General features: G+C 65.4%; 17 protein-coding genes, 1 tRNA gene and 1 pseudogene. 10 read left to right on the top strand and 9 right to left on the bottom strand.

The annotated features are described in order from the left end of the window. The first annotated feature begins 126 nt into the window (after window positions 1–126). A complete protein-coding gene (locus KTQ36_RS08240) occupies window positions 127–900 on the top strand; it encodes a metallophosphoesterase (protein ID WP_255554804.1) in 774 nt (257 codons plus the stop codon). 13 nt (window positions 901–913) lie between these two features. Here KTQ36_RS08240 and KTQ36_RS08235 read toward each other — a convergent pair. The 6 genes from KTQ36_RS08235 to KTQ36_RS08210 all read right to left on the bottom strand — a co-directional run bounded on the left by KTQ36_RS08235 (window position 914) and on the right by KTQ36_RS08210 (window position 6,564). Then, window positions 914–989 (bottom strand) — tRNA-Lys (locus KTQ36_RS08235). Window positions 990–1,084: 95 nt separating this feature from the next. Next, complete coding sequence (gene rodA / locus KTQ36_RS08230; RefSeq protein ID WP_218633198.1) at window positions 1,085–2,200, bottom strand: rod shape-determining protein RodA; 1,116 nt, start codon at window positions 2,198–2,200, stop codon at window positions 1,085–1,087. After that, the gene (gene mrdA / locus KTQ36_RS08225; RefSeq protein ID WP_255554450.1) at window positions 2,197–4,119 is read right to left on the bottom strand and encodes a penicillin-binding protein 2; all 1,923 of its coding nucleotides are present in this window, start codon (window positions 4,117–4,119) and stop codon (window positions 2,197–2,199) included. Before mrdA ends, rodA begins: the two co-directional genes overlap by 4 nt. After that, on the bottom strand, window positions 4,116–4,640 hold the full coding sequence (gene mreD, locus KTQ36_RS08220) for a rod shape-determining protein MreD (protein ID WP_218633197.1): 525 nt from the start codon (window positions 4,638–4,640) through the stop codon (window positions 4,116–4,118). The genes mrdA and mreD overlap by 4 nt, the downstream gene beginning before the upstream one ends. Beyond that, the gene (gene mreC, locus KTQ36_RS08215) at window positions 4,633–5,508 is read right to left on the bottom strand and encodes a rod shape-determining protein MreC (protein WP_218633196.1); all 876 of its coding nucleotides are present in this window, start codon (window positions 5,506–5,508) and stop codon (window positions 4,633–4,635) included. The genes mreD and mreC overlap by 8 nt, the downstream gene beginning before the upstream one ends. Before the next feature lie 12 nt (window positions 5,509–5,520). Next, complete coding sequence (locus KTQ36_RS08210; protein WP_218633195.1) at window positions 5,521–6,564, bottom strand: rod shape-determining protein; 1,044 nt, start codon at window positions 6,562–6,564, stop codon at window positions 5,521–5,523. 150 nt (window positions 6,565–6,714) lie between these two features. On the opposite strand from KTQ36_RS08210, the gene mutL reads away from it, so the two are divergent. From mutL to KTQ36_RS08185, 5 genes and pseudogenes are all read left to right on the top strand, one after another. After that, on the top strand, window positions 6,715–8,490 hold the full coding sequence (mutL, locus tag KTQ36_RS08205; RefSeq protein WP_218633194.1) for a DNA mismatch repair endonuclease MutL: 1,776 nt from the start codon (window positions 6,715–6,717) through the stop codon (window positions 8,488–8,490). Window positions 8,491–8,635: 145 nt separating this feature from the next. Then, a pseudogene (locus tag KTQ36_RS11550) lies at window positions 8,636–8,805 on the top strand (BLUF domain-containing protein); the annotation flags it as partial. Between the two features lie 24 nt (window positions 8,806–8,829). Further along, complete coding sequence (locus KTQ36_RS11410; RefSeq protein WP_255554448.1) at window positions 8,830–8,994, top strand: hypothetical protein; 165 nt, start codon at window positions 8,830–8,832, stop codon at window positions 8,992–8,994. Window positions 8,995–9,160: 166 nt separating this feature from the next. Then, the gene (locus KTQ36_RS08190) at window positions 9,161–9,763 is read left to right on the top strand and encodes a porin family protein (protein ID WP_218633191.1); all 603 of its coding nucleotides are present in this window, start codon (window positions 9,161–9,163) and stop codon (window positions 9,761–9,763) included. Window positions 9,764–9,877: 114 nt separating this feature from the next. After that, complete coding sequence (locus tag KTQ36_RS08185) at window positions 9,878–10,051, top strand: hypothetical protein (RefSeq protein WP_218633190.1); 174 nt, start codon at window positions 9,878–9,880, stop codon at window positions 10,049–10,051. Here the strand turns inward: KTQ36_RS08185 and ilvC are convergent, their stop codons facing one another. Then, window positions 10,052–11,023 carry a ketol-acid reductoisomerase gene (gene ilvC, locus KTQ36_RS08180; RefSeq protein WP_218633189.1) on the bottom strand — a complete coding sequence of 324 codons (972 nt, stop codon included), beginning with the start codon at window positions 11,021–11,023 and terminating at the stop codon, window positions 10,052–10,054. It abuts the gene before it with no gap. Window positions 11,024–11,032: 9 nt separating this feature from the next. Then, window positions 11,033–11,965, bottom strand: coding sequence for a tRNA (adenosine(37)-N6)-dimethylallyltransferase MiaA (gene miaA / locus KTQ36_RS08175; RefSeq protein WP_218633188.1), 933 nt, complete (start codon window positions 11,963–11,965; stop codon window positions 11,033–11,035). A gap of 166 nt (window positions 11,966–12,131) precedes the next feature. On the opposite strand from miaA, the gene serB reads away from it, so the two are divergent. Beyond that, complete coding sequence (gene serB / locus KTQ36_RS08170) at window positions 12,132–12,794, top strand: phosphoserine phosphatase SerB (protein WP_345777690.1); 663 nt, start codon at window positions 12,132–12,134, stop codon at window positions 12,792–12,794. Here the strand turns inward: serB and KTQ36_RS08165 are convergent. Then, window positions 12,791–13,789 (bottom strand): SPOR domain-containing protein, encoded by a 999-nt coding sequence (locus KTQ36_RS08165; RefSeq protein WP_218633186.1) that lies wholly within the window; start codon window positions 13,787–13,789, stop codon window positions 12,791–12,793. The genes serB and KTQ36_RS08165 overlap by 4 nt on opposite strands. Window positions 13,790–13,980: 191 nt before the next feature. Between KTQ36_RS08165 and KTQ36_RS08160 the strand changes: the two genes are divergently transcribed. The 3 genes from KTQ36_RS08160 (at window position 13,981) to KTQ36_RS08150 (ending at window position 17,654) form a co-directional block, all read left to right on the top strand. Next, on the top strand, window positions 13,981–14,709 hold the full coding sequence (locus KTQ36_RS08160) for a ParA family protein (protein WP_218633185.1): 729 nt from the start codon (window positions 13,981–13,983) through the stop codon (window positions 14,707–14,709). 21 nt (window positions 14,710–14,730) lie between these two features. Further along, complete coding sequence (locus KTQ36_RS08155; protein ID WP_218633929.1) at window positions 14,731–16,128, top strand: hypothetical protein; 1,398 nt, start codon at window positions 14,731–14,733, stop codon at window positions 16,126–16,128. Window positions 16,129–16,193: 65 nt separating this feature from the next. Continuing rightward, a complete protein-coding gene (locus KTQ36_RS08150) occupies window positions 16,194–17,654 on the top strand; it encodes an SPOR domain-containing protein (RefSeq protein WP_218633184.1) in 1,461 nt (486 codons plus the stop codon). Window positions 17,655–17,701 lie beyond the last annotated feature (47 nt).

Below are 17,701 nucleotides of genomic sequence, written 5' to 3'. Positions count from 1 at the left end.
ATTTACTCACTGTCGGGTCTGGTCCCGCTGCATTTCCTTCTATAACTTCATGGTGCGTCGCACAAGCTTTTGCACCAAGCCGTTATTTTGCGATTAAACTTCGAAGGTAAATCATTCGTGAATTCGATGCGTCAGTTCGCTTCCTCACTTAAGGCCAAGCACCGTGTCAGCAGCATCGGCGAGGGACGGCGCGTTTACGCGATAGGCGACATTCACGGGCACCTCGAAGAACTCGAAGAGCTGCTCGCATGGATCGAGAGCGATCTGGAAAGCCATGAAGGTCGAAGCGACCTCGTTTTCCTGGGCGACTATATCGATCGCGGTCCCGACAGCCGCGGCGTCCTCAAGCGTCTCGCGAAAGAAAAGCTCCCGGGCGATGCGCACCATTTCCTGATGGGGAATCACGAGGCGGTGCTGCTCGACCTGGTCGACGGCCACGCATCGGACGGGTTCAGCTGGCTAAGTTATGGCGGTCGCGAAATGCTCGAAAGCTACGGGGTGAAAAAGTCCAAGATTCTCTCGAGCGCCGGAACGATCGCGAAGCTGATTGTTGAGACGTTGCCCAAGTCGCATCTCGAATTTCTGCGCAACCTCCAAACCATGGTGACGATCGACGATTACGCGTTCGCGCACGCCGGGATCCGCCCCGGCAAATCGCTCAAGAAGCAAAAGGCTCGCGACCTGATGTGGATCCGCGACCCGTTTCTCTCCAGCAAGAAGGATCACGGCAAGGTCGTCGTGCATGGACACACGATCGAAGCCGAGCCTGCCGACCGGGCCAACCGGATCGGGCTCGATACCGGCTGCTATGCCGGTGGCAGCCTGAGCGCTGTTCGGCTCGAAGGCTCAGGCAGGCATTTCGTGTCAGTCCCAAGTAGGGGGCCCGAATGGCCGCGGTGATCTTGGAGAAAAATGGTGGACGCACTAGGGCTCGAACCTAGGACCCGCTGATTAAGAGTCAGCTGCTCTACCAACTGAGCTATGCGTCCACACTTTTAGGCAATGCGCTGAAACGGCAAAGGTTTCTTGGCGCTGCGGGCGCGGCCTCTAGCAACGCTTTTCAAATGGTGCAAGCGCGAAATTGTCAGCCCTCGTCCGGCTGGTAGCGCGGGGCGTTGCGGCGTTGGCGGTCGAACGCCATCAGGACGCCGATCGACAGCATCACGGTCATCACGGTCGAGCCGCCATGGCTAACCAGCGGGAGGGGGATACCGACGACAGGCGCCATGCCCATCACCATCATCAAATTGACCGCAACATAGAAGAAGATATTGCTCGCCAGTCCCGCCGACGCCAAGCGGGCGAAGCGCGTCGGGGCGGTGCGTGCCAGTCTCAGCCCCCATCCGATCAGCACGGCGAAGGCAAGGATCAGCACGACCCCGCCGACCAGCCCCCATTCCTCGACCATCGCCGAGAAGATGAAGTCGGTATGGCCTTCGGGAAGGTATTGGAGATGGCTTTGCGAGCCATCGAGATAGCCCTTGCCGAATGTCCCGCCAGATCCAATCGCGATCTTGGACTGGCTGATATGATAGCCCGCGCCCAGAGGATCGGCCTCGGGATCGAGGAAAATCAGCACCCGCCGCCGTTGGTAATCGTGCATGAAGGCATAAGCGATTGGCAGTGCGGCAAGTAGGCTCAGCCCGCCCGCGACGAAATACCACATGGGTAGACCCGCCAGGAACATGACGACCACGCCAACAAAACACACTGCAAGCGCGGTGCCGAGGTCGGGCTGCAGCAGGATAAGCCCCACCGGAATCCCGATCAGCAGGGCCGGCGGCCAAAGTGCACGCAGCTTCCTGAGGTCGCCCGCCGGAAGCAATTCGTAGAAATAGGCGAGCACGAGGACGATCACGACCTTCATGAATTCGCTCGGCTGCAGCTTCATGAAGCCGAGGTCGATCCAGCGCTGCGCGCCCTTGCCGACATACCCCATCGCTTCGACCAGGACGAGCAGCACGAGGACCGCGACATAGGCCAGCGGGGTCATTGCCTTAATGAAGCTCTCGGGGAAAAGCCGGATGACCAGCGCTGCCCCGAGCACGGCCACGAAGATCAGTCCTTGGCGCAAGGCCCAGGGTTCGAGCGATCCGCCGGCCGTCGAATATAGCGTCAGCAGCCCGACGCCTGCGATCAGGCAGACCGAGATCAGAAGGACCCATGGCAGGTTGGCGATCGGGCGCGGGACGGCGATCATGCGCTATTCCCCCGCGCATTGGCCTCGGCGATCGCCAGCACCTGCGCGTGGAACGCCTCGGTGCGTTCGGCGAGCGAGCCGCCCCATTGCTCTTCCATCGCGGTCAGCCGCTCCATCGCCATCTGCTCGTCGAACAGGTAGGTCAGCACATCGCGCGCGACGGGCGCTGCGGCGCGGCTCCCGCCCATGCCATGTTCGATGACCACCGAGACCGCGAAACGCGGATTGTCAACCGGTGCGAAGCCGACGAACAGACCATGATCGCGATATTTCCAGGGCACGTTGCGCCCGTCGCCGGACGAGAGGCGCCGCACCTGCGCGGTGCCCGTCTTGCCGCCCATTTCGATGTCGGGGAAGGGCAGGCGGCTCGCGCCTGCCGTGCCATCACCATTGACCACTTGCCACATGCCGCGGCGCGCGACCTCCAGATGCTCTTCGGGAATGTCGAGCATCGGGGCGGGCTGGGGGTGGATGCCGACCAGCTTGGGCTGGATCATGCGGCCCGAGGCGATGCGCCCCGCCATCACCGCCAGCTGGATCGGGTTGAGGATCATGTAGCCCTGACCGATCGAGGCGTTCAGCGTGTCGGCCGCGGTCCAGCGTTGGTCGAACTTGTTTTCCTTCCACTCTGGGCTCGGGACAGTGCCGTAGGACTGGCTGACGACCGGAAGGTCGAACGTCTGTCCGAGCCCGAGATACTTCGCCATCGGCGCGATCTTGTCGTACCCGATGCGGTGACCCATCGCATAGAAATAGGTGTTGCAGCTCTTCGCGATCGCGCGGTTCATGTCGACCGGACCATGGCGACCGAGGCAGCGGAAGAAGCGATTGCCGAGCTGGTAGCCGCCCGGACAATTGATCCGCTCGGCCGGGTCGACACCATGCTGTTGAAGCGCCAGCGCGACCATCGGCTTGATCGTCGAACCCGGAGGGTAGAGCGCGTTCAGAGTCTTGTTGACCAGCGGCCGCCGCTCGTTCTCGGTCATCAGCCGCCATTCGGTCCGCCCGATCCCGTCGGAGAAGCTGTTCGGATCGTAGGCCGGCATTGAGGCGAGGCTGAGGATCTCGCCGGTCAGGCAGTCGAGGATCACGCACGCGCCGCTTTCGAGACCGAGGCGCCGGGCGGCATATTCGTGCAAGCCGCCGTGGAGCGAAAGCTGGACGGTGCCGCCAGACTTGTCGGGCTTGGGTTCGAGTTCGCGCACCAGCTTCCCGCGCGCGGTGACCTCGACCCGCTGCCCGCCGGGCTCGCCGCGCAGGTCCTGCTCGAGCACTTCCTCGAGGCCTTCTTTGCCGATCTTGAAGCCGGGTGTGAGAAGCAAGGGATTCTTGTCTTCAGCGAGATATTCCTCGCGGCTGGCGGTTCCGACATAGCCGACGAGATGGCCGACCGCCGGACCGGCGGGATAGAAGCGGGAGAAACCGCGCTGGGGCGTGACGCCGGGCAGCTCGGGGAGGCGCACGGTGATCGCGGCATATTTGTCGTAATCGACATTTTCGGCGAGCTGGACCGGCTTGTAGCCGGATGCAGCGTCGGCTTCCTGTTTGACCCGTTCGACGGTGTCGGGATCGAGTTGTAGGATTTGCGCGGATTTGGCGATGACTTCGTCGAGCTGGCCCTCGGGGACCTGGTCGGGGACGAGGTCGACGCGGAAGTCGGAGCGGTTGATCGCAATGGGCTTGCCGTGCCGGTCGACGATCCACCCGCGCCGGGGCGGGACGATGATCATCTGGACGCGATTATCCTCGGCCAGCGTCTGGTAATATTTGTTCTGGCTGATCGAGAGATAGCCGAGCCGCCCGACCAGCAGCGCCCCGAACCCCGCCTGCACCCCGCCGATCAGCAGCATGCGACGCGAAAAAGCGTTGGCCTGCATGGCGCGCGTGATGCGCACGGGGTTGCGACGGAAGAACTTCATCGCCGTAGCCTGAAGTCGTCGAGCTTCTCGATCAAGACCGCGATAAGGGGGAAGAGCAGGGCGGAGATGATGACTGCCGGCCAGATCGTCTCGAACGGCGCGCGCGCGCCGTTGATCAGCGCGACGAGCCATTCGATCGCCTCGGCCATGATGACCAGCACGACCACGATCGCCCATTCGGTCCAGTGCGAGCGCCAGCGCAGGCGCAGGTCGGACAGGTCGGCGACGATCATCGCGAGGGTGAAGACGACCACCGACAGCCCGATCGGATGGCCCGAGACGAGGTCGTAGAAGAGGCCGAAGGGCACCGCCCACCAGTGGGGGAAAGCATCGCCGCGACGAAGGCGCCAGGCGACGAGCGTGAGCAGCGCCAGGTTGGGCCACCAGCTGCCGGGCAGTGAGGCGGGGATGAGCACGGCAAGGCTGGCGAGGATGATCGTGACGGGCGGATAGAGATGTGCGCCCGCGCGCGGCCCCAGCCGGCGACGGCGTACGACTTCCGCATCGCGCATCCTAGCCATCCTCGTCCTCTCCTAGATCGAACGCGTCGGGTTCGTAGGGCGGCTGGACGGTGGCGAAGGAGGACAAGGCCGGAGTCGCGAGCGGGACCGCGATCGCCCCGTCATCGTCGAGCCGCACGACCCGCGCCACGGGCACGAGTGGGGCGTACAGGCCGCCCGTGCCCGAGGTAACGATGACGTCGCCCACCTCGAACGGATTACGACCGACCTCGAGCGGGCGCAGGTCGATACCCAGCTCGCCCTTGCCCGTCGCGATCACCGGCTCGCCCGACCGCAGGATCTTGGCAGGGACGATGTTCGAGCGATCGGTGACGAGCAACACGCGGCTGGACGTAAAGCCGGTTTCGACGATGCGGCCGATCAGTCCGTCGGCGGCCTGGACCGACATGCCGCTTTGCACCCCGTCGCTCGTGCCGACCGAGAGGATCGCATATTGCCGCTGGCTGTCCTTGGTCGAGCCGATCACGCGCCCCGTGGCGACGGTTTCGGGCAGGCTCTCACGCAGTTCGAGCGTCTGCTTGAGCAGCTCGTTCTCCTGGCGCGTGGCAGCGGCGGTGATGGCGCGGCGGCGAAGCACTTCTTTCTCCGCGCGCAGCTTCTTGTTCTGCTCGATCGCGTCCCAATAGTCGCCCGCGCCGCCCATCACCCCGTTGACCGTGGTGACGACCTGCGTGGTCGCCTCGCGCACCGGCTTGGTCGCGTCGAGTGCCGCGCCCTCGATCTGGTCGAAGGTGCGCGGCGCCGCGAGCGAGATGATGAGCAGGACCAGTCCGATCGCGAGACCCGCGATCAGGGCGATAAAGCCGAAAAAGAGGCTATACTGAGCCTTTCGCGACCAGCCCGTGCGCCTCAGGATTGGCGGCGCCATGCGCGCACCTCCTTACACGTTGGAGAGGACGCCGCGGAACTGCTCCTCTTCGAGCGCGCGACCGGTACCCATGGCGACGCAGGTCAGCGGATCCTCGGCGACGGTCACCGGCAGGCCGGTTTCGTCGCGCAGCACTTCGTCGAGCCCTTCGAGCAGCGCGCCACCACCGGTGAGCACGATGCCTTGGTCGCAAATGTCGGCGGCCAGTTCGGGGGCGGTATTTTCGAGCGCGATACGCACGCCTTCGACGATCGTGCCGACAGGCTCGGACAGCGCTTCGGCGATCTGGCCCTGGTTGATCGAGATTTCCTTGGGCACGCCGTTGACGAGGTCGCGGCCCTTGATGTGGACCGTTTCGCCGATGCCGTCCAAGGGCGGCTTGGCGATGCCGACTTCCTTCTTGATCCGCTCCGCCGTGGCTTCGCCGATCAGGAGGTTGTGATTGCGGCGGACGTAGGACGAGATTGCCTCGTCCATCTTGTCGCCGCCGACGCGGACCGAGGTGGTGTAGGCGAGGCCGCGCAGCGAGAGAACCGCGACTTCGGTCGTGCCACCACCGATATCGACGACCATCGAGCCGACCGGTTCGGTCACCGGCATGTGCGCGCCGATCGCGGCGGCCATGGGTTCCTCGATGAGATAGACGCTCGATGCGCCCGCATTCGAGGCGGCGTCACGAATGGCGCGGCGTTCGACGCTGGTCGAGCCCGAGGGCACGCAGATGACGATTTCGGGGAAACGCCAGTTCGACATCTTCCCACCGTGCACCTTCTTGATGAAGTGGCCGATCATCTCTTCCGCCACATCGATGTCGGCGATGACGCCGTCGCGTAAGGGGCGGATTGCCTCGATCTGGTCGGGGGTCTTGCCCATCATCAGCTTCGCATCGTCGCCCACGGCCTTGACCTTGCGGATGCCGTTGACGGTTTCCATCGCCACCACCGACGGTTCGTTAAGGACGATCCCGCGACCGCGTACGTAAACAAGGGTGTTGGCCGTCCCAAGGTCGATGGCCATGTCATGGCTCATCCACTTGAACCATTTCGTCCAGAACATGGTGGTGTTTCTCGCTTTACTGCTATGAGGGGTCGAACGCGCAAATGCGCAGACACCTCGAATTAACCCAAACCCGATGAAAGAAAGCTGAATTTCAAGGAAATTTTTGCTTCAATCGGCGTCTCAACTCACTGGCTTACCAACCGATTCATGTCAATAAGAAGGCTCCCTTCCGAACTGGTTAATCGCATCGCGGCGGGCGAAGTCGTCGAACGCCCCGCGAGCGCGTTGAAGGAACTGGTTGAAAACGCGCTCGATGCGGGCGCGACGTCGGTTTCGGTCAAGCTGTCGGCGGGCGGGCTCGACCGGGTCGAGGTGGTCGACGACGGGATCGGCATGGATCCCGACGACATGCGCCTCGCGCTCGAACGGCACGCCACCAGCAAACTGCCCGACGATGCGATCGAATCCGTCACCAGCTTCGGCTTTCGCGGCGAGGCGCTGCCCTCGATCGCGAGCGTCGCGCGCTTCACGCTCGAAAGCCGCCCGCGTGGTGCCGATGGCTGGCGCATCCTGATCGATCACGGAAAACCGGTCGAGGAAGGCCCTGCCGCGCTGCCGCCGGGCACGCGGGTCAAGGTCGAGGGGCTGTTCGACAAGGTGCCGGCACGACGCAAGTTCTTGCGCACCCCGCGCAGTGAATATGCCGCTTGTCTCGACACGGTGCGTCGGCTGGCGATGGCGCGGCCCGACGTCGGCTTCACGCTCGACCATGACGGGCGACGTACGATCGAGGTGCAGCCGCAGGAAGCACCCGAACGGGTGGCCGCACTGCTGAGCGCCGAACTGCAGAGCCATGGGCTGGGCATCGACACCGGGCGCGGCGAGATGACGTTGTCGGGGGTGGTCAGCGTCCCGACCTTCAATCGCGGCATGGCAGACCAGCAATATCTGTTCGTCAATCGGCGACCGGTGAAGGACCGGCTGCTGACCGGCGCGTTGCGGGGTGCTTATCGCGACATGCTGCCGCGCGACCGGCACCCGGTCGTGGCGCTGTTCCTCGACCTGCCGACCGACGCGGTCGACATCAACGTCCATCCGGCCAAGACCGAAGTGCGCTTCCGCGACGCGCAGGCAGTGCGCGGGTTGATCGTCGGCGGGATCCGCTCGGCGCTGGAGGAAGCGGGGCACAAGAGCGCCGCGCACGCCCAGCATGCGCAGCCCGCCAACTGGCAGGTCGAGCCAATGGGCGAGGGGGTGACCTATGCACCGCCGCCGATCGCGCCTTCGTCCTTGCCACCGGGCGCCCCCGCCCAGGCGAGCGTGTTTGAGAGCCATGCCGATTACGCCCCGCCACAGGCACGCGCCGAGGCCGCGCCCGACGAGCCGCAGCCGCATGTGCAATATCCGCTCGGCGCGGCGCGCGGGCAGGTGGCGGCGACCTATATCGTCGCCGAGGCCGAGGACGGGCTGGTGATCGTCGACCAGCATGCCGCGCACGAGCGGCTGACGCTCGAGCGGATGCGCGCAGCGGCGGGCGACGGTCCGGTCCCGCGCCAGGCGCTGCTGATGCCCGAAGTGATCGAGCTGGACGAGCCCCAATGCGACCGGCTGGAAGCCGCGATCCCCGAGCTCGACAAGTTCGGGCTGGAGATCGAGCGGTTCGGCGAGCGCGCGATGCTGGTGCGCGCGGTGCCCGCGCCGCTAGGCGCCAAGGTCGACACGCGCGGTCTGCTCGAGGATCTCGCCGGCGAGTTGGCCGAATGGGGCGAGGCGGTGAGCTTGCGCGACAAGCTCGACCATGTCGCGGGCACGATGGCCTGCCATGGTTCGATCCGCGCAGGTCGCGTCCTGTCGGTGCCCGAGATGAATGCCCTGCTGCGCGAGATGGAGGCGACTCCGCATTCGGGCAGCTGCAACCATGGCCGCCCGACCTGGGTGAAGCTCAAGATGAACGACGTCGAGAAATTGTTCGGACGCCATTAGGCCGCGATCGCGCCGATTTGGACCGACCGGAAAGCGCCGGGAAACCAAGACGACCTAGTCCTTCGACCTCCGAAACGAAGGAGGCGTCGTGACCGAGCCCATCTGCCAGTTGTTTTACATCTCCACCATCAGCAGGACGCTCACGATGCGCGATATCGAGGCGATCCTGGACGCCAGCCGCACCAACAATCTGCGCGACGGCATCACCGGATTGCTGGTCAGGGTGGGCGGCGCTTCCTGCAGGTGCTCGAAGGAAATGGCCGGGAGGTCGACCGCACGTTCGCGCGCATTCGCGACGACGCGCGGCATAGTGCCGTCGTCCAGCTGCGCGTGAGGGAAGTGGATCATCGCGCCTTTCCCGATTGGAACATGGCCTACCAGCAGGTGCGCGGACCGGGCGAGGAGGACCTGATCTTCATCGTCGGGGCGATGGTCGAGCAGTTGGACGACCCGCTGCTGCGCGACGAATTGATGGGCTTTGCGATGCTCCACAACGCGGCCTGAGAAAATTTCGACGCACTTCCCGCTACGAAATCTTATAAAATTCAAGGCGTTGGAAAAGCCTGAACCTCGCCTAAATCGCGATCTCATTTTCCGTTCAGCCGCGGCTCGCGAGGGCTGGGGCCGACCCGTCGCCCCCATGGCGGGACACGAGAAAATGGAGTTTCGTATGAACAAGTTCGCGTTGGTTTCGGTCGCCCTTCTGGCCGGCACCGCCTTTGCCACTCCCGCCGCCGCGCAACTGGCCTCCAGCGGTCCGCGTGTCGAGGCCCTCGCCGGTTGGGACTTCGTCCGCGCGCAGGAGGATTTCGGCGGCAATTACAAGAACGATGGTGCGATGTTCGGCGTCGGCGCTGGCTACGACCTAGGCCTCGGCGCGGTTGCGCTGGGCGTCGATGTCGAGCTGTCGAAGAGCGATATCGACGATGTCGTGACCTATGAAGAGGGCGGCCAGTTCGTCCAGGCGACGCTCGAGAACGGGCGCGAGCTTTATGTCGGCGGTCGTGTGACGATCCCTGCGGGAGTGAAGACCGACGTCTACGTCAAGGCCGGTTACGCCAATCTCGAGAACGAGCTCGAGCTGGCCTATGACGACGGGGTCGACGTGTTCCGCGAGCGGATCTCGGACACCGAGGACGGCATCCGTGTCGGCGCCGGCTTTACGCGGTCGCTGGCGGGCAATGCCTATGTCGGCAGCGAATATCGTTTCACCAGCTTCGACAGCGACCTCGACAAGCATCAGGTCGTCGCCAAGATCGGCCTGCGCTTCTAGCGCGAGCCTTCGATCGCCTCCCGCGCGCGCTTCCCCTGTTCCTGCTCGCGCGCGGGAGGCGACATTTCATTTCGGGTCTGCTATAAGCCCTCCCTCCAGCCGGGAGTGCTCACCATGACCCAGCAAGATCGAACCTATTTCGCACGGCGCGCCGCGGAAGAGATGGAGCGCGCCAAGGCCGCGACCGACCCGGGCGTGGCGAAGAGTCATCGCGACTTGTGGAAATCCTATCTCGAACGCGCGAGCGTCGGTGACAGGGTGATGGAACGACCCGACGTAATCGGCTGATTACTCTAGACTTTCGATTCGTTTGCGCGGCCCCTCGGAGGGGTGGGCGCGACTGTCTTCGCGCGCCTTCCTGAGCAGCGGGTAGCCTTCGGCTTCCTCCTGCTTGAGCGCGTTGGCGAACTCGCCTTTCTGCACCGAGGCGAGGATGTCGCGCAGCGTCTGGCGGACTTCGGGCGTGACGATCTTGGGACCGCCGAGAACAGCGCCCAGTTCGGCGGTGTTGCTGATCGCCTCGCGCATGCCGGCGATGCCCCGCGCCTCGATCAGCTCGGCGAGCAGGTGCAGTTCGCGCACGCATTCGTAATAGGCGACTTCTTCTGAAAAGCCGGCCTCGACGAGCGTGTCGTAGCCTGCGAGGAGAAGCGCGGGGACGCCGCCCCAGACGACTCCTTGCTCGTTGAACAGGTCGGCCTCGCACTCTTCCTGGAAGCTGGAGTGGATGAGGCCCGCGCGGGCGCAGCCGATGGCGAGGCCGTAGGCGTGGGCGGTGGCAGCGGCGTTGCCGGTGGCATCCTGCGCGACCGCCCAGAGCGCGGGCATGCCCTTGCCCTCAAGGTAGAGCGAGCGGAGTGCGGTGCCCGGACCCTTGGGCGCGACCATGAGGACGTCGAGGTCGGTGCGCGGGACGATGAAGCCGCTGTGGATGGCGAGGCCGTGGCTGAAACCGAGCGCGGCGCCTTGCCCGAGATGTGGTTCGACCTCGACATAGGCGGCAGTCATGAGCTCGTCGGGGAGGAGCATCATGACGAGCGCGGCGTCGGTCGCGGCGTCGGCGATCGATGCAGCGGGGACGTTATCGGCTTTACAGCGTTCGAAGCTCGCGCTGTCCTCGCGCAGGCCGACGACGACATCGATGCCGCTGTCGCGCAGGTTCATCGCCTGGGCGCGGCCCTGATTGCCGTAGCCGATGACCGCGACTTTGCTGCCGGCCAGCGGCGCGGGATCGATTTGGTCGGCCTTGAGGATGTCCATGGGCAGTCCTTAGAGCGCGTTCGTGACGATGACCATGGCTTCGTCCATCGCGCCGTCCTCGTCGAGCGGGCGGGTGAAACGCGGCCAGTAGGCGGGGGGCTGGTTGCGGAACCAGGTATATTGGCGCTTGGCATATTGGCGGGTGGCGAGGGCGCCGGCGGCGATGGCGTCCTCACGGCTGGTCTCCCCGCGCAGATAGGCGGCGATTTCGGGGACTCCGATGGCGCGCATGACGGGAAGGGCGGGATCGAGATTGCGTTCGAGCAGCGCCTCAACCTCCTCGACCGCGCCTTCGTCCATCATCTGGCGGAAGCGACGTTCGAAGCGGGCCTCGAGCCAATCGCGGTCGGGGAGGAGGATCAGCGGAGACAGCCGCACGGCCTCGCCAATCCCACCCTCCTTCTGCGCCTGCCAGTAGGACAATGGCTTGCCGGTCGAACGGACGACCTCGAGCGCGCGGGCGATACGGGTGGTGTCGGCAGCATCGAGCGCCTGCGCCTTCTCCGGGTCGAGTTCCTGTAGCGCCGCATGATTGTCAGGCGTCGATGTGGCGCGGATCTCGGTACGGATGTCGGGGTCGATGTCGGGAACTGGCGCGATCCCGTCGAGCAAGGTGCGGATGTAGAGGCCGGTGCCGCCGACGAGGATGGGGAGCATTTCCGCGTCGTGGGCGCGCTCGATCTCGCGCTTGGCGATAGCGGCCCAGTCGGCGGCCGAGCAGGCGTCGGCCCCGTCGCGCGCGCCGTAGAGGCGGTGCGGCACGTCGCCCATCTCTTCCGTGCTCGGCGTGGCAGCCACGACCGAGAGGTCGCGGTAGATCTGCGCGCTGTCGGCGTTGATGACGACGCCGCCTTGACTCGCGCCAAGCGCCGCGGCCAGATCGGATTTCCCGCTGGCAGTCGGTCCGGCAATGACGACGAGAGGCGGCTTTTCCTTGATCATTGTGACCGTGATAGCAGCCGGACGGGCCAGCGAAAGTGCCGAGACCGTCGCACACCGCTTGACAGCGGAATGCGAGTTGCGTTCGATCGATAAGAATGCGACACAAATCATTGTTGTTTCAGAGGAAATCGACAAAGTTCGCGGCGAACTCGGATCGATAGACGGTGTGGACATCCTTGCCCAGCGCGCCGCCTGTTTCCCGCCCAAGCTGTTCGTGGCCGATATGGACAGCACCATGATCGGTCAGGAATGTATCGACGAGCTGGCCGCCGAGGTCGGGCTTAAGGACAAGGTCGCCGCCATCACCGAGCGCGCCATGCGCGGCGAACTTGATTTTGCCGAGGCGCTGCGCGAGCGGCTGGCGCTGCTCGAAGGGCTTGAAGTCTCGGTCATCGACAGGCTGCTCTTCAACCGGATCACGCCCAATCCCGGAGCGCGGGAACTGATCGAGGGGCTGAAAGCGGCAGGGGTGCGCTGCGTGCTCGTGTCGGGCGGCTTCACTCATTTCGCCAAGCCGATCGGCGAATTGCTCGGTTTTGATCGCGTCGTCGCCAATCGCCTTGGGGTGGTCGACGGCAAGCTGACCGGAAAGGTCGAGGGCGACATTGTCGATGCCGACACCAAGCGGCGCGTGCTGTTGGAAGAAGCGGGCGACGAGGTGGAACGCAGCGTGGCGATCGGCGACGGCGCCAACGACCTCAAGATGATGGAAGTCGCGGGACTGGGGATCGCCTATCGCGCCAAGCCCAAGGTCGCTGCACAGGCCGACGCGCGGCTCAACCACGCATCGCTCGACAGTCTATTGGTGGCGCTCCTTCCCCGCGCCTAGGGCGCGACGACGAAGCAGGCGTTGCCGCTCGACTTGATTGCTTCGCACGCGCGATTGGCAGCGGCGCGGTTGGCGAACGGTCCGACCTGGAGCCGGGTGACCGCGCCGGCCTTCTGGGTCATCTTCCGAGTGCCCGAAAGCGCGCCGAGACCTTTCACCTGATCGTAGAGCGCATCGGCCGAACTCGCCTTCGAGAAGGCGCCAAGCTGTACCCGCCATCCGCTTGCCGACGTCGCGGCCGGAGCCGGGGTCGGGACAGGTGTGGGCTTTGCAGCAGGCGGCGGGGTCGGTTTGGGCGCGGGCTTGGTTTCCGCTTTCGCGGGTGCCTCGCGCTTGGGTGCTGGAGTGGGCGTGGGCGCCGGAGCGGGGCGCGGCGCAGGGACGGGCGTCCGCTCCGCCGTGCGCTCTTGTTGACGCGCGCGCGACTGCGCCACCAACGTCTGCGCCAGCTGCACGCCTTGCTGCCGCACTTCGACCGGCAGGATCTTGTCCATTTCGGCGAGGGTCGTCTTGGCAGGCGCAAGCCCCTGCGCCGCGGCGCGGCTGACGAAGGCGTAGGCGCGCACGGGATCGCGCGCGATGTCGTCGCCATTGTAGAGCGCAGTGCCGTAGACGAGCAGCGCGCGCGGTTCACCGCGTTCGGCCGCCTGCTTGAGATAGCCGAGTGCTTCTTCTCGATTGCCGTCGTTGAACAGCATTAGCCCGAGCACGGCCTGCGCCTCGAGATGGCCGGCGGCGGCTGCGCTGCGGAAGAGCGACTGCGCGCGCGCCAGGTCGCGATCGACCCCGCGTCCGAGCCGATAGGCCTGGCCGAGATTGAAGCGGGCGTCGGCATTGCCGTTTTCCGCCAGCGGCGCCCACGTCTCGACCGCGGAGGCGAAGTCGCCCCGCGTCCAGGCGTCGATCCCGGCCTTCACCTCGCTATCCTGCGCGGCAAGCGGCGCGGCGAGTACGAGGGCCAGGGCGGCGGTGGCGATGGAAATGTTACGCGACATGATCATCCTGCATTTTTCCCGGCACATCCTTAACGCAAAATGACGTCACTCGTGCCTGAAATCAGCATAGCGCCTTAGAAGGGCGCACACCAAACCATATCAAAGTCGTGACGGCGTTAACCAGATTTTAGCGCCTTGGGGGTCAATTGGGTCCTGACATCAATGCGTCGAAATTTGGCGAGGGGAAGATAATGCGCGTTCTGGCAATGGCATCGCAGAAGGGCGGATCGGGGAAAACCACGATCTCGGGCCACCTTGCGGTGCAAGCGCAGCGGGCCGGTGCCGGCCCTGTCTGTCTGATCGACATCGACCCGCAGGGCTCCCTTGCGGACTGGTGGAACGAACGCGAGGACGAGATGCCTGCCTTTGCGCAGACGACCGTCGCGCGACTGGCAAGCGACCTCGAGGTGCTTCGCCAGCAGGGGTTCAAACTGGCCGTGATCGACACGCCGCCGGCCATCACCATGGCCATCCAGTCGGTGATCGCGGTCGCCGAACTGATCGTCATCCCGACTCGACCCAGCCCGCACGATCTTCGTGCCGTGGGCGCCACGGTCGACCTGTGCGATCGCGCCGGCAAGCCGCTGATCTTCATCGTCAACGCCGCGACGCCCAAGGCCAAGATCACCTATGAAGCCGCCGTCGCGCTGTCGCAGCACGGCACCGTGGCTCCGGTCACGGTCCACCATCGCACCGACTTTGCGGCGTCGATGATCGACGGTCGCACCGTGATGGAAGTCGATCCGGAAGGTCGCTCGGCAGCCGAAATCAGCGAGTTGTGGAGTTATATCGCCGACCGTCTCGAAAAGAATTTCCGCCGTACTGTCTTCTCGGCGCCGCAAGGTGCCGGTTCGGGCGCCGCCGCGCCCGCCGCGCCGCGTCCCGTTGGTGGCTTCGGTCGCCGGGTCGTCGGACAGTAAGGACTAGGGAGCAACCCCACCATGAGCGAACATAAAGCTTTCGCATCCCTGTCTTCCGGCTTGCTGGCCCGCAAGGGTTCGGCGCGTCCCGCCATGCGGCGCCAGGGCTTCGGCCAGGTCGGCCCGGGCGGTCTCGACGATCTCGGCTGGAACGACCTTGGCGATCCCGATTATCCCGACCAGGATAACGAAGCGGCAATGGCCCGCATGGCGCAGGCCGACCAGCTCGCGCCCGTCGACGAACCCGAAGGCGAAGGCGGCGAAGTCGTCGACGCGTTCAAGCGCAACCCGATTTCGATGCTCTCGCCCGCATCCTCGCCGGTCCACGACCAGCGCGAAGAGATCGAGGCCGCATTCGGTTACGACGAGAATGAAGAGCATCATGACGGCGACGACGTGTTCGACGAAACCGCCGAACTGTGGGAAGGCGACGAAGACGAGGCCATGGATATCGACCTTGGCGTCGGCAAGTCCGAGCCTGCCTCGTTCGACGAAGAGCCCAAGCTCCAGCGCACCGTCGCAGACCTGATCCCGCAGGCTGCGCCTGCCGAGGGGACCTCCGCGCCGCTCAGCGATTTCTCGCACCTGCCGAGCGATCTTTCCAACTTCGGAAAGCCCGCCACGCCGGTCGAGCAGCCCGCTGCCGAAGATACGCAGCCCGAGCCGACCGCAGCATCGGAAGAGCCGGAAGCGATCGACGCGCCGGAAATCTACGAAGAAGTGTCGCCGCCCGAAGGCCTCGTGCCGTTCGCGAGCGACGACGAGGACGCCGACGCGCCGGTGGCCGAAGAGGGGCCGTCCGTCTGGGACGAGCCGGTCGAAGCCGAGGACACGGCCGACGAGCCGGTGGCCGATGCCGACGCGCCCGGATTCTCGGGGCCGCTCGGTCCGGTGCTCGACGCGCTCGCAGCGTCGGAACAGCCCGCCGAGCCGGTGGTCGAGGAGACTGCCGAGGAAGAGAAAGCGCCTGTCGCGATCGAGCCCAAGCTGCCCGATTTCGAACCGGTGCCGTTCGAAACCGGTGCCGAACTGGAAGCCGAGGACGTGGCCGAAGAGCCTCTCGCCGAAGTGCCGGTCGAAGACGAGCCGGTGGAAAACCTTGCCGAGCCGGTCGCCTTCGACGCTCCAGTGGAAGATGCCATCGAGCCGGTCGTCGTCGAGACGCCTGCCGTCGAAGAGCCCGAGCGCATTGCCGCTTCGCTCGACGAGGTGGAGCCGATCGCCAGCCGTTCGAATGCCAAGGGCAAGGCCGCCTTCACGCTGCGCCTCGACCAGGACGTGCATCTCAAGCTGCGCCTGGCCTGTGCGCTCACCGGCCTGTCGGCACAGAAATTCGTCAGCCAGGCGCTCGATCGGGCGCTTTCCGAAATGCCCGAGCTCGACGAGCTCGCGGAGAAGAGCGCGAAACGCGCCGAATAGGGTGTAAGGCCGGCGCCAAGACCGGCCACCACCCCAATATTGTAGCGATGTAGGGGAGTGGGAGAATGAACAAGATTGGGACCGCGATCAGCGCGATTGCGCTTGCCGGCGCCATGGGCGCGTGCAGCTATCCCGGGTCGGACGCCACCAAGGGCGCGTCGATCTTCGGAGGCAAGGTCGATCATGAGAATATCGGGGTCGCCACCCGCGCGCAGGCCGCGCTGGTACAGGGCGACACACAGGCTGCCATCCAGCTTGCCGAAAAAGCCGTCGAGAACAGCCCGCGCGATGCGGGTTTCCGCGCGCTGCTCGGCAATGCCTATTTCGCGGCCGGCCGTTTCAACTCGGCCGATGCCGCCTATCGCGACTCGCTCCGCCTGGTGCCGGTCCAGCCCAAGATCGCGCTCAAGCGCGCGCTGGTGCTGATCGCGCAGGGCCGTAACGAGGCCGCGGTGATGATGCTAAATGGGGCGCAGGACATGCTCGACCCGGCCGATCGCGGCCTCGGGCTCGCGCTGGCCGGTCGCGCCGACGAAGCTGTCCGCATTCTCGACCATGCCGCTCGCCAGCCGGGCGCGGACGGTCGCGTTCGCCAGAACCTGGCGCTTGCGCAGGGGATGAAGGGCGACTGGCAGGCCGCGCGCATCATCGCGTCGCAGGATGTGCCGGGCCACCTGCTCGACCGTCGCTTGCAGGACTGGATGCTGATGGCCAAGGCCGAGCATCCGGCCACCAAGCTCGCCACCGTGCTCGGCATCCATGCCGCGCCGGACGATGTCGGCATGCCCGTGCGCCTCGCGCTCGGTGCCGACGACGGCAACCGCTTCGCACAGCTGGCACAGCCCGAAGCACAGGCGGTTTCGCTCGAAGCGCCGGTCGTGCCTGCTGCAGCGCCCATTGCTCCGGTCGCGCCGGTTGCGCCGCAGCCTGCGCCGATCCCGGCCTATGGTGCCGCGCCGTCGGCGCCGCAGGTCCAGTCGGCCTCGCTGGTCGAAGGCTATGCCGGCAATATCGACATCCAGATCGCCGACGTGGAATTGGCCGAAGTGGCGGCGGACGATATCGTCGAGGACGAACTGGCGCCGCAGCCCGTTTCGGTCCAGCCGTCGGCGATGGCGCCGATCGCCATGGCCAGCGCAAGCATCAGCGAGACCAAGGCTGCCAAGCCCGCCTTCGCGCCTGAAAGCACGCGTCTGACCCAGTCGGCGCGTTCGATCCGCAGCGACGCCAAGCGCTCGGCCAAGGCCAGCCGCTCGGTCGTCCAGATCGCGGCCTTCTCGAAGCGCGGCCATCTCAACGCAGGTTGGGAAAAGGTCGCGTCGGAGCACGCCTCGCTCAACGCCTACGCGCCGATGGCGGCACGCACCGTCATCGATGGCAAGACCTTCTATCGTCTTGCAGCACACGGCTTTGCCAGCGACGCCGAAGCGCGCGACTTCTGCATGGAGCTGAAGCGTGCGGGCGGCGAATGCTGGGTGCGCCGGATCGAGGGCGATGCGCCCTTCCGGCTCGCCAGCCGCGACTGAAGCATCACAAATTTGTGGTACCGGAGGGGTGGCAGAAACGCCGCCCC

Source organism: Sphingomicrobium clamense (assembly GCF_019264355.1).
In the GTDB taxonomy this organism is placed as follows: domain Bacteria; phylum Pseudomonadota; class Alphaproteobacteria; order Sphingomonadales; family Sphingomonadaceae; genus Sphingomicrobium; species Sphingomicrobium clamense.
Note: the sequence above shows the minus strand (reverse complement) of the source record. Positions and strands in the feature narration are given on the sequence as shown.

Coding starts and splice junctions, on each gene's coding strand:
- KTQ36_RS08240 (WP_255554804.1), top strand. CDS start 127: ATGCGTCAGTTCGCTTCCTCACTTAAGGCCAAGCACCGTGTCAGCAGC.
- rodA (WP_218633198.1), bottom strand. CDS start 2,200: ATGATCGCCGTCCCGCGCCCGATCGCCAACCTGCCATGGGTCCTTCTG.
- mrdA (WP_255554450.1), bottom strand. CDS start 4,119: ATGAAGTTCTTCCGTCGCAACCCCGTGCGCATCACGCGCGCCATGCAG.
- mreD (WP_218633197.1), bottom strand. CDS start 4,640: ATGGCTAGGATGCGCGATGCGGAAGTCGTACGCCGTCGCCGGCTGGGG.
- mreC (WP_218633196.1), bottom strand. CDS start 5,508: ATGGCGCCGCCAATCCTGAGGCGCACGGGCTGGTCGCGAAAGGCTCAG.
- KTQ36_RS08210 (WP_218633195.1), bottom strand. CDS start 6,564: ATGTTCTGGACGAAATGGTTCAAGTGGATGAGCCATGACATGGCCATC.
- mutL (WP_218633194.1), top strand. CDS start 6,715: ATGTCAATAAGAAGGCTCCCTTCCGAACTGGTTAATCGCATCGCGGCG.
- KTQ36_RS08190 (WP_218633191.1), top strand. CDS start 9,161: ATGAACAAGTTCGCGTTGGTTTCGGTCGCCCTTCTGGCCGGCACCGCC.
- KTQ36_RS08185 (WP_218633190.1), top strand. CDS start 9,878: ATGACCCAGCAAGATCGAACCTATTTCGCACGGCGCGCCGCGGAAGAG.
- ilvC (WP_218633189.1), bottom strand. CDS start 11,023: ATGGACATCCTCAAGGCCGACCAAATCGATCCCGCGCCGCTGGCCGGC.
- miaA (WP_218633188.1), bottom strand. CDS start 11,965: ATGATCAAGGAAAAGCCGCCTCTCGTCGTCATTGCCGGACCGACTGCC.
- KTQ36_RS08165 (WP_218633186.1), bottom strand. CDS start 13,789: ATGTCGCGTAACATTTCCATCGCCACCGCCGCCCTGGCCCTCGTACTC.
- KTQ36_RS08160 (WP_218633185.1), top strand. CDS start 13,981: ATGCGCGTTCTGGCAATGGCATCGCAGAAGGGCGGATCGGGGAAAACC.
- KTQ36_RS08155 (WP_218633929.1), top strand. CDS start 14,731: ATGAGCGAACATAAAGCTTTCGCATCCCTGTCTTCCGGCTTGCTGGCC.
- KTQ36_RS08150 (WP_218633184.1), top strand. CDS start 16,194: ATGAACAAGATTGGGACCGCGATCAGCGCGATTGCGCTTGCCGGCGCC.